Origin of the sequence: Pseudomonas sp. Z5-35 (assembly GCF_051131945.1) — a bacterium.
Classification (GTDB): Bacteria; Pseudomonadota; Gammaproteobacteria; order Pseudomonadales; family Pseudomonadaceae; genus Aquipseudomonas; species Aquipseudomonas marvdashtae.
Genome location: NZ_CP071640.1, coordinates 115,025 through 125,443, shown reverse-complemented (window position 1 = coordinate 125,443; position 10,419 = coordinate 115,025). Strand labels below are relative to the sequence as shown.

9 protein-coding genes are annotated in these 10,419 nt (G+C 61.1%); 6 read left to right on the top strand and 3 right to left on the bottom strand.

Annotation, left to right across the window (positions count from 1 at the left end; all coding sequences use genetic code 11):
• Positions 1-147 precede the first annotated feature (147 nt).
• Together J3P95_RS00595 and J3P95_RS00590 are read right to left on the bottom strand one after the other, a co-directional pair.
• A complete protein-coding gene (locus J3P95_RS00595; protein ID WP_434559887.1) occupies positions 148-798 on the bottom strand; it encodes an HAD family hydrolase in 651 nt (216 codons plus the stop codon).
• A gap of 28 nt (positions 799-826) precedes the next feature.
• A complete protein-coding gene (locus J3P95_RS00590; protein WP_434559885.1) occupies positions 827-1,372 on the bottom strand; it encodes a gamma carbonic anhydrase family protein in 546 nt (181 codons plus the stop codon).
• Between the two features lie 99 nt (positions 1,373-1,471).
• Between J3P95_RS00590 and prlC the strand changes: the two genes are divergently transcribed.
• From prlC to J3P95_RS00575, 3 genes are all read left to right on the top strand, one after another.
• A complete protein-coding gene (gene prlC, locus J3P95_RS00585) occupies positions 1,472-3,523 on the top strand; it encodes an oligopeptidase A (protein WP_434626257.1) in 2,052 nt (683 codons plus the stop codon).
• On the top strand, positions 3,520-3,798 hold the full coding sequence (locus J3P95_RS00580; protein WP_434559881.1) for a YheV family putative zinc ribbon protein: 279 nt from the start codon (positions 3,520-3,522) through the stop codon (positions 3,796-3,798). The genes prlC and J3P95_RS00580 overlap by 4 nt, the downstream gene beginning before the upstream one ends.
• 116 nt (positions 3,799-3,914) lie before the next feature.
• Positions 3,915-5,930 (top strand): M3 family metallopeptidase, encoded by a 2,016-nt coding sequence (locus tag J3P95_RS00575; protein ID WP_434579138.1) that lies wholly within the window; start codon positions 3,915-3,917, stop codon positions 5,928-5,930.
• Here J3P95_RS00575 and J3P95_RS00570 read toward each other — a convergent pair.
• Positions 5,906-6,580 carry a phosphatase domain-containing protein gene (locus tag J3P95_RS00570; protein WP_434559877.1) on the bottom strand — a complete coding sequence of 225 codons (675 nt, stop codon included), beginning with the start codon at positions 6,578-6,580 and terminating at the stop codon, positions 5,906-5,908. The genes J3P95_RS00575 and J3P95_RS00570 overlap by 25 nt on opposite strands.
• A 185-nt stretch (positions 6,581-6,765) precedes the next feature.
• On the opposite strand from J3P95_RS00570, the gene J3P95_RS00565 reads away from it, so the two are divergent.
• From J3P95_RS00565 to J3P95_RS00555, 3 genes are all read left to right on the top strand, one after another.
• A complete protein-coding gene (locus tag J3P95_RS00565; protein ID WP_434579140.1) occupies positions 6,766-7,824 on the top strand; it encodes a PA0069 family radical SAM protein in 1,059 nt (352 codons plus the stop codon).
• 216 nt (positions 7,825-8,040) lie between these two features.
• Positions 8,041-8,772 (top strand): carbonic anhydrase, encoded by a 732-nt coding sequence (locus tag J3P95_RS00560; protein WP_186615599.1) that lies wholly within the window; start codon positions 8,041-8,043, stop codon positions 8,770-8,772.
• 93 nt (positions 8,773-8,865) lie between these two features.
• Positions 8,866-10,395, top strand: coding sequence for a SulP family inorganic anion transporter (locus tag J3P95_RS00555; RefSeq protein ID WP_434559873.1), 1,530 nt, complete (start codon positions 8,866-8,868; stop codon positions 10,393-10,395).
• The last annotated feature ends 24 nt before the right edge of the window (positions 10,396-10,419 follow it).

The window sequence follows — 10,419 nt, the reverse complement described above, 5'->3', positions numbered from 1 at the left end:
ACAAAACACAGATCACGTGGCGAGGGAGCTTGCTCCCGCTGGGTGGCGAAGCCGCCCCAAAACAGACTGACGCATTCTCCAGATAAACCGCATCAACCGGTTCACGACGACTGCCGCCGAGCGGGAGCAAGCCCCCTCGCCACACCGTCACCCCCGCAAAAACGCCCGGTGCAGCTCATCCAGCGTCCGGAAATGATGCACCGGGTTTTCAGCGCTCAGCTCGTCGAAACTGCCAAACCCATACCCCACCGCCGCCGCGTCCAGGCCGTTGCTGCGGGCGCCGATCAGGTCGTGCTTGCGGTCGCCGATCATCAGGGTGTTGGTCGGGTCGAGGTTTTCTTCGGCCATCAGGTGGGCGATCAGCTCGATTTTGTTGGTACGGGTGCCGTCGAGTTCGCTGCCGTAGATCACCTTGAAGTGCTTGGCGAAGTCGAAGTGGCGGGCGATTTCCCGGGCGAATACCCAGGGTTTGGACGTGGCGATGTACAGCTGCCGACCCTGGCCGCCGAGAGTTTCCAGCAGGGGCAAGACACCGTCGAAGACGCGGTTCTCGTAAAGGCCGGTGACCTTGAAGCGTTCGCGATAGAAGTTCACCGCTTCCCAGGCCTTCGCTTCGTCGAAGTCATAAAACTGCATGAACGCTTGCAACAGCGGCGGGCCGATGAAGTGTTCGAGGCGGGTCAGGTCGGGCTCATCGATGCCCAGTTTGCCCAAGGCGAACTGGATCGAACGAGTGATGCCTTCCCTTGGATCGGTGAGGGTGCCGTCGAGGTCGAACAGTACGGTCTGGTAATGCATGAAAAATCCTGGTCAGTGGCGGGACGGTTCAGGGCTGGTCGTAACCTTCGGCCAGATGCAGATCCTTGAGTTTTGCGTAGTTAGCCGCGCTGTAGGTGAAAAATGCCCGCTCCTTGTCGGTCAGCGGCCGGACCTGCTTCACCGGGCTGCCGACGTAGAGAAAGCCGCTTTCCAGGCGCTTGCCCGGCGGCACGAGGCTGCCAGCACCGATGATGACGTCATCCTCGACCACGGCGCCGTCCATGACGATGCTGCCCATGCCGATCAGGATCCGGCTGCCGACGGAGCAGCCATGGAGCATGACCTTGTGGGCGATGGTCACGTCGTCGCCGATCAGCAACGGGAATCCATCCGGGTTGAACGGACCGGCGTGGGTGATGTGCAGCACGCAGCCGTCCTGGACGCTGGTGCGCGCGCCGATGCGGATGCGGTGCATGTCGCCGCGAATGACCGTCAGCGGCCAGACGGAGCTGTCTTCGCCGATTTCGACGTCGCCGATCACCACCGCGGTGCTGTCGACAAAAGCCCCACGGGCAAGCCGCGGGCTGTGGTTCTGGTACGTGCGAAGGGTCACGATAGGCTCTCTCTTATCCGGTGATAGGCGCTGCTAGCTGCGGTGAACGTCGATTGTAATTAAGATGGGCGCATGTTTCTTCCAGCCAAGGTGTCAACCGTGAGCGTGAACAACCCTCTTTTGCAGCCCTACGACCTGCCGCCCTTCTCGGCGATCCGTGCCGAGCACGTGCAACCGGCCATCGAGCAGATCCTGGCTGACAACCGTGCGGCCATTGCCGAAATCCTCAAGACCCAAGTCCAACAGCCTACCTGGGCCGGCCTGGTGTTGGCGATGGACGAGCTCAACGATCGCCTGGGCGCGGCCTGGAGCCCGGTCAGTCACCTGAACGCCGTGCGCAACAGCCCGCAACTGCGTGAAGCCTACGAGGCTTGCCTGCCGGCGCTGAGTGCCTACTCCACCGAGCTGGGCCAGAACCGCGAACTGTTCCAGGCCTTCGAAGCCCTGGCGAACAGCCCCGAGGCGGCCGGTTTCGATGTGGCGCAGAAAACCATCCTCGAACATTCCCTGCGTGACTTCCGCCTCTCGGGTATCGACCTGCCGACCGAGCAGCAGAAGCGCTACGCCGAAGTGCAGAGCAAACTGTCCGAGCTGGGCAGCCGCTTCTCCAACCAACTGCTGGACGCCACCCAGGCCTGGACCAAACACGTCACAGACGAAGCCGCCCTCGCCGGCCTGACCGACTCGGCCAAGGCACAAATGGCCGCCGCGGCCCAGGCCAAAGGGCTGGACGGCTGGCTGATCAACCTGGAATTCCCCAGCTACTACGCGGTGATGACCTACGCCGAAGACCGCGCCCTGCGCGAAGAAGTCTACGCGGCCTACTGCACCCGCGCCTCGGACCAAGGCCCGAATGCCGGCCAGAACGACAACGGCCCGGTGATGGAGCAGATCCTCGACCTGCGCCAGGAACTGGCTCAATTGCTCGGTTTTGCCAACTTCGCGGAACTGAGCCTGGCCACCAAAATGGCCGAATCCAGCGATCAGGTACTCAGCTTCCTGCGCGACCTGGCCAAGCGCAGCAAACCGTTCGCCGCCCAGGACCTGGAACAACTGAAAGCCTACGCCGCCGAACAGGGCTGCCCCGACCTGCAAAGCTGGGACAGCGGTTTCTACGGTGAAAAACTGCGCCAGCAACGTTACAGCGTCGCCCAGGAAGCCCTGCGCGCCTACTTCCCGATCGACAAGGTGCTGAGCGGCCTGTTCGCCATCGTCCAGCGTCTCTATGGCATCGAGATCGCCGAGTTGAAAGGCTTCGACGCCTGGCACCCGGACGTTCGCCTGTTTGAAATCAAGGAAAACGGCCAGCACGTCGGTCGTTTCTTCTTCGACCTTTATGCCCGCGCCAACAAGCGTGGCGGCGCCTGGATGGACGGTGCCCGCGACCGTCGTCGCACCTTCGAGGGCGTCCTGCAAAGCCCGGTCGCCAACCTGGTGTGCAACTTCACCCCGGCTGACAGTGGCAAGCCGGCGCTGCTGACCCATGACGAAGTCACCACCCTGTTCCACGAGTTCGGCCATGGCCTGCACCATCTGCTGACCCGCGTTGAACATGCCGGCGTGTCCGGCATCAATGGCGTGGCCTGGGACGCCGTCGAGCTGCCGAGCCAGTTCATGGAAAACTGGTGCTGGGAGCCCGAAGGCCTGGCGCTGATTTCCGGCCATTATGAAACCGGTGAACCGCTGCCCCAGGACCTGCTGGAGAAAATGCTCGCGGCGAAAAACTTCCAATCCGGCCTGATGATGGTCCGCCAGTTGGAGTTCTCGCTGTTCGACTTCGAATTGCACGCCACCCACGGCGACGGCCGCAGCGTGCTGCAAGTGCTCGAAGGCGTGCGCGACGAGGTGTCGGTGATGCGCCCACCGGCCTACAACCGCTTCCCCAACAGCTTTGCGCATATCTTCGCCGGCGGCTACGCGGCGGGTTATTACAGTTACAAGTGGGCAGAAGTGCTGTCGGCCGATGCCTTTTCCAAATTCGAAGAAGACGGCGTGCTCAACGCCGACACCGGCCGCGCCTTCCGCGAGGCAATCCTGGCCCGCGGTGGCTCCCAGGAGCCGATGGTGCTGTTCGTCGACTTCCGTGGCCGCGAGCCATCGATTGACGCACTCTTGCGCCATAGCGGCCTGAGTGAGGACGCGGCAGCATGAGCGAGGGGCCTGTGATTACCAAACGACGCTTTATCGCCGGGGCGGTCTGCCCGGCGTGCAGTGAGCCGGACAAGTTGATGATGTGGAACGAAGACGGCGTGCCGCACCGTGAATGTGTGGCGTGCGGTTATTGCGACACGCTCAACGAGCAAGGCCTGTCGGTGCCCAAGGAATTGGGCACCCGGGTAAACACCTCGGCGCTGAAGACGCCTGACGCCAAGGTTCAGGCGGTGCAGTTTTTCCCCAACCCCAAGTTGAAGAAAAAAACCGACTGAAATCTTAGGCATCAACTTCCGGGCCGCCCGGTCCGGAAGCGATACTTATATACCGCCGCGTCAAACCCCTTCCTCTCCAGACTGGTCCGACACGCTCAGACTGACAGGAAGTCTCCATGCACCCCGCCGAAAACCCGCTGTTGCAACGTTATGACTTGCCGCCTTTTTCCAAGATTCAAGCCGAACACTTTTCCCCGGCCCTCGATCAGATCATCAACGAGAGCCGCGCCAAAGTCGCCGAGATCATCAAGACTCAAGCACCCTTTCCCACCTGGGACGACTTGGTCCTGGCCATGGATGAAATTCATGCGCGACTCAAGGGGTTCGGTTATGTGCTGGAGCGCCTGGCTTCCACCAGGACCGAAACAGCCTGGGAACAGGCTTCGCTCGACTGCACCCCACGCTTGCAACAGTTCAAGCGGTCGTTGAAGCAGAACCCCGAGCTGTTTCAGTTATTTCAACGCTTGGCGGACAGCGAGATAGCCAAGCATTTCTCCCCAGTGAGAACGAGGACCCTGGAAAAGATCCTCAGGCAATTTCGCCGTAACGGATTGGGGTCCGATTCGCAGCCGGTTCTGAAGGACTTGCAGCTGCGCATCCAAGGCGCCCGAAGCCTGTTCCTGGAACATTTGCATGAGGCCAACAAGGCCTGGAGCCGAACATTTGATGATCAAGCCCGATTGAGTGGCCTGCCGCTTTCCTTCAGGCAGCGAATGGCCGCGCAGGCTCGTGAACAGGGGCGCACGGGATGGTTGCTGACCCTCAATGAGGAATCGTTTCGCATCGTCATGCGTTACGCGGACGATGCCGTCCTACGCAAGCAGGTGTATGTCGCCTACAGCACGCGTGCGTCCGATCAGGGGCCGCATGCCGGCGTGTTCGACAATGGCGACGTGCTGTGGCAGTTGCTCAGGGATCGCCATGAGCTGGCAACCTTGCTGGGCTATTCGAATTACGCTCAGTTGGCGATCCTGCCGGAACAAGCCCAGTCGCCCGAAGAGGTCCTGGCATTCCTGCAAGGCATGCTGCAACAGCAGCAAAGCGTGTTTATCCAGGACGCCGCGCAGTTGCAGGCATTTGCTCAAGCCCAAGGTTTCAGCAGCCTGCAGCCGTGGAATTATCAATATCTGGCGCAAAAGCTCCGCCATCGAACGACGGGCGTCTCGGAACAGACCGTCAGCGCCTGGTTTGAGTTGGAATCGACATTTTCACAGCTGTTGCGGATGGCAAAAGACCTGTTTGGCGTGGACATCATCGAACGTCGGGACGTGGCTACGTGGCATCCGCAGGTGCGTCTTTTTGAGGTTCGCGAACGGGGCGAGCTCCTCGGCTACCTTTATTTCGATCCGTTCGAGGACGCTGATCAGGATAGTTTCCCGAACACCAGCACCCTGCGAAACCGCCGCATCACCGCCGAGGGACGACCTCGCTATCCGATTGCCACGCTGCACGGCTGGTTGCCGCGTGGTTCAAGTGACAGCCCCGTGCTGCTGGACCATCGTCAACTGCGAACGCTTTTTCACGAACTGGGCCATTCCTTGCACCATGTGTTGAGCCTGGTCGAGTATCGCGCGGTGTCGGGCATTTCCGAACTGTCCCGGGATGCCGCCGAATTTGCTGGCGTATTGTTCGAACAATGGTGTTTTTCCAAAGAATGCCTGGTTCGGTTGTCCCGGCATTACCAAACTGGCGCGCCCCTGCCAGAGCCGATTGCCGAACAGTTGCTGGCGTATCTCAAAATCCAGGCCAGTTGGGACACGGCTGCGTTCTTGCGCGATGCCCTATTCGACATGGAGCTGCACCGCAGCCATGGCGACGGGCGAACGGCCCAGCAGGTATTTGACCAAGTCAACGCCCAAGTGGGGCATCTGCCCGTGTTTGCAAACGAACGCTGGCCCAACGGCCTGGATTACATCGTCACGGGGTATGCCGCCGGCATCTACGCCTATGCCTGGTCGAAACGTCTGGCCGACACCGTGTTCAAGCGATTCCAGCGCAACGGGCTATACGATAGGCAAACGGCCAAAGCCTTGCGCGAGACGATTCTCGAACGGGGCGATTCACGGCCGCTGTCCGAATCCATCGCCGCGTTCCTGAAAGCGACCGATCATCGTGCCGGCGCGAGCACCTGAGGGTCGAGGTGCTGTGCGGTGGTCGTTGAGTTCACCCAGCTTTTCAACGAACAGAGCGCGAAGACGCTGGTGCTGCAATCGCCGTTCTTCAAGGCGAGACGAAGCTTTTCCACATCGGCCTGCATCATGTAGCGAACGCCATCCTTGAAGTGGTGGCTGTCGCCGAATCCGCCTTCGGTCATTTCGTCCAGGGCGTCTTCCTTGCTCCAGCCCTGGACGACCACCCTGTACATGGCGGCCACCAACCCGGTGCGGTCCGAGCCGTGCTTGCAATGCATCAGCACCGGGCCGTTGGCCTCGGCGTCCTGGACGGCGCGCAAAGCCTTGAGGATGTCGCTGTCGTCGACGTGATTGGTGCGATAAGGCAACTGCACTTGCCGGATGCCGGAGGTCGACAACCAGTTGGCATCCGACTCGGGCAGGAATGTGATGACGGTGCCGATATCGAGTTTGGCCAGCAAGGGCAACGCAGCGCCGTCCGGCAAGGCGCTGCGATAAAGCGTGGGCGACATCTGGAACAGGTGGTAGCGCTCGGCCACTGGCTGGGCCCATTCATCGGGCCTCTGCGCAACATCGGCGGCTTGCGCCGCAGAGTCGGCCACCGCGAGCAAGGCCAGGCAGAGCATCAACACAGAGAAGCGCTTGTACATGACGTTAACCAGCAAGTTGGAAAGGCTGCAGTCTCGGCTCGCTCCGGTTAAAGACCTGTGAGAAAGATGTCAACGCGCTGTGAATCAGCCAGGGACCAAGCGCGCGGGCGCGGTCTGCCGAATGGCACTGGTCTAAATCGGATTCGCAGAATACTGTATGCACATACAGCTTTCGGAGTAATCCTATGTCCGTCCCCCTTCCGCCCCGCGGTCGCGGCACCGCCACCAACCCGCATAACCGCTTCGCCCCGAGTCGTTCGGTGGTTGAGGATGACGGTTGGTACCAGGAAGTCCCGCCCACCCAAGGCACCGAAGTGCGCATCGAAACGGCGAAGACCATCATCACCCGCAATACGTCGCCGGACATTTCGTTCGACCGCTCGATCAATCCTTACCGTGGCTGCGAACATGGCTGTATTTATTGCTACGCGCGGCCCAGCCATGCCTATTGGGACATGTCGCCCGGACTGGATTTCGAAACGAAGCTGATCGCCAAGACCAACGCCGCCGATGTGCTGGAGGAACAATTATCCAAGCGCGGCTATCAATGCGCACCGATCGCCCTGGGCTCCAACACCGACCCCTACCAGCCGATCGAGCGCGAGCAACGGATTACCCGCCGAATCCTGGAAGTGCTGCTGCGCTATCGGCATCCGGTGACCATCGTCACCAAAGGTTCGCTGGTCCTGCGGGACTTGGATCTGCTGACCGAGCTGGCGCAACAGCGCCTGGTCAAGGTGATGATCAGCCTCACCACCCTGGACGATGAACTCAAGCGTATCCTCGAACCGCGCGCGGCAGCGCCCAAGGCGCGGTTGCGGGCGATCAAGGTGATGCGCGAGGCAGGCATCGCAGTCGGTGTCCTATGCGCGCCGATCATCCCGATGATCAATGACAGCGAAATCGAAAGCCTGCTGACCGAAGCCCGCGCCGCCGGCGCGCAGACCGCCTCCTACGTCATGCTGCGCCTGCCGCTGGAAGTGGCGCCGCTGTTTGAAGAATGGCTGCAGGCGCACTTTCCGCAACGCGCCGCTCACGTGCTGAGCCTGGTGCGCCAGAGCCGCGGCGGCGAGCTGTACGACAGCCGGTTCGGCGCGCGAATGCGCGGCGAGGGGCCTTTTGCCGACCTGTTGGCCCAGCGCTTCAGCAAAATGCTGAAGCGTTTGAGCTTTGATCGACGCGATGTTTACAATCTCGACTGCGAGGCGTTCTGTCCGCCGGGCCGACAGATGTCATTGATTTAACTACAATTGGTCTTGAATCGAATCTTGGGCCATGACCGCGCAAACGCGCCGCAGCGGCCTGTTTATCCCTTGTAAGATACGGTTTAGAGCCTTCCATTCAGTTTGAGTTAAGTTTCGGCGGCTACCTTGTTCAGCGAGTGACTGACGGGTCGGGCATCTCGACCTGGATGTTTTTTAACCAGCCACTGGCGTCGTAACCGTCAAAGAGGATGAATCATGAGTGACAAGGATAAACAGCCGTTGGCTGCGTCGGCTTCAGCCCAACCCGAGGCGGAGACCGCCGATGCAGCGCTGCAGCATATTGTTGACGGCTTTTTGCATTTCCATCACGAGATCTTTCCGCAACAGGAAGAGCTCTTCAAGAAACTCGCCACCGCCCAGACACCACGGGCGATGTTCATCACCTGCGCCGATTCGCGCATCGTGCCCGAGCTGATCACCCACAGCTCCCCCGGCGACCTGTTCGTGACCCGTAACGTCGGCAACGTCGTTCCCCCCTATGGGCAAATGAACGGCGGCGTTTCCACCGCCATTGAATACGCCGTACTGGCCCTCGGTGTGCAACACATCATTGTCTGCGGCCATTCCGATTGCGGCGCCATGCGTGCGGTGCTCAACCCCGACACCCTGGAAAAAATGCCCACGGTAAAAGCCTGGCTGCGCCACGCCGAAGTGGCCAAGACCATGGTTCACGACAACTGCCCGTGCGGTGATGAGAAGCAGACCATGCCCATCCTCACCGAAGAGAACGTGATCGCGCAGTTGCAGCATTTGCGAACGCACCCCTCGGTGGCTTCTCGCATGGCCAGCGGCCAGTTGTTCATCCATGGCTGGGTGTACAACATCGAGACCAGCGAAATCAAAGCCTTTGACGCGGACCGGGGCTGTTTCCTGCCGCTCGATGGCAGCCATCCGATACCGGTGGCGACGCCCAAAGCGCGCTTCTAAGCGCTCCTAAAAATCCTTGCATGGTTCAAAGCCTTGCCCGCTTTTTCGCGGGCAGGCCTCGCCATGCCTGAAGAAATCTTCGGGAGAGTCGCCATGCGTGCTGCTCAATTAAAAGCTGTTCTGCCACGGGAGCTCTTGGCTTCCGTGGTTGTGTTCCTGGTGGCGCTGCCCTTGTGCATGGGTATTGCCATCGCGTCCGGGCTGCCACCCGCCAAAGGTTTGATCACTGGCATCATCGGTGGACTGGTGGTCGGTTTCCTGGCGGGCTCCAAGCTGCAAGTCAGCGGTCCAGCCGCCGGCCTGGCGGTGTTGGTCTTCGAGCTGGTGCGCCAGCATGGCGTGGCAATGCTCGGGCCGATCCTGCTGCTGGCCGGTCTCCTGCAGTTATTGGCCGGACGCTTTCGCCTCGGTTGCTGGTTCCGGGTCACCGCGCCTGCGGTGGTGTACGGCATGCTGGCCGGTATCGGCGTGCTGATCATTTTGTCCCAGGTCCATGTGATGCTCGACGCAGCGCCCAAGCCCTCGGGACTGGATAACCTGGCGGCGTTCCCCGCGGCAGTGGCCCAGGCTTTACCGTCGTTCGGTTGGCAGGCGGGTCTGCTCGGTCTTTCGACAATTGCCGTGATGTGGCTGTGGGAAAAATTTCGTCCTCACAGCCTGCGCTTCGTTCCCGGCGCCCTGCTCGGCGTTGGCCTGGCAACGGCTGCGAGCCTGTTGTTGGCCTTGCAGGTCAAGCGCGTGGAAGTCCCGGAAAATATGGCCGAAGCCATCGACTGGCTGCGCCCGGCCGATCTGCTGAACCTGGCCGACCCGTCGGTGCTGATCGCGGCGTTCGCCGTCGCTTTCATCGCCAGTGCCGAAACCTTGCTCTCGGCGGCCGCCGTGGACCGAATGCACAGCGGCGAGCGCGCCGATTTCGACCGCGAGCTGTCCGCCCAAGGTATCGGCAACATGCTGTGTGGCTTGCTCGGCGCCCTGCCGATGACGGGTGTGATTGTGCGCAGTTCCGCCAACGTGCAGGCCGGCGCAACCACACGGATGTCGACGATCTTCCACGGCCTGTGGCTGCTGCTCTTCGTGCTCTTGTTGTCCAGCGTGCTGCAAAGCATTCCGGTGGCGAGCCTGGCGGGCGTGTTGGTGTACACCGGTTTCAAACTGGTGGACCTCAAGGCGTTTCGCAGTCTGGGCCGTTATGGACGGATGCCGATGTTCACCTACGCCGCGACGGCGCTGGCAATCATCTTCACCGACCTGTTGACCGGCGTGCTGATCGGTTTCGGCCTGACCTTGGCGAAACTGGCGTGGAAAGCCTCGCGCCTGAAGATCAGCCTGATCGATCTGCCCCAGGACGGTGAGATGGAATTGCGCCTGGTGGGCGCGGCAACCTTCCTGAAGGTGCCAGCGCTGACCCAAGTGCTCAATACCGTACCGGAAGGCGCGACCGTGCATGTGCCGCTCAACAACCTGAGCTACATCGACCACTCGTGCCTGGAATTGCTGGAGGAATGGGGCCGGGCGAATGCCAGCAAGGGTTCGAAGCTGTTGATTGAGTCGCGCGGACTCAAGCGCCGGCTGGAAGGACGATTGCGTACAACCGTTGGGGTTGGCGCAACGGCTTCCTGACATCCCCATCAAGCACATGGAAGC

Excerpts from the sequence above, each read along its gene's own strand:
- J3P95_RS00595 (WP_434559887.1), bottom strand. The coding sequence starts at position 798 with ATGCATTACCAGACCGTACTGTTCGACCTCGACGGCACCCTCACCGAT.
- J3P95_RS00580 (WP_434559881.1), top strand. The coding sequence starts at position 3,520 with ATGAGCGAGGGGCCTGTGATTACCAAACGACGCTTTATCGCCGGGGCG.
- J3P95_RS00575 (WP_434579138.1), top strand. The coding sequence starts at position 3,915 with ATGCACCCCGCCGAAAACCCGCTGTTGCAACGTTATGACTTGCCGCCT.
- J3P95_RS00570 (WP_434559877.1), bottom strand. The coding sequence starts at position 6,580 with ATGTACAAGCGCTTCTCTGTGTTGATGCTCTGCCTGGCCTTGCTCGCG.
- J3P95_RS00565 (WP_434579140.1), top strand. The coding sequence starts at position 6,766 with ATGTCCGTCCCCCTTCCGCCCCGCGGTCGCGGCACCGCCACCAACCCG.
- J3P95_RS00560 (WP_186615599.1), top strand. The coding sequence starts at position 8,041 with ATGAGTGACAAGGATAAACAGCCGTTGGCTGCGTCGGCTTCAGCCCAA.
- J3P95_RS00555 (WP_434559873.1), top strand. The coding sequence starts at position 8,866 with ATGCGTGCTGCTCAATTAAAAGCTGTTCTGCCACGGGAGCTCTTGGCT.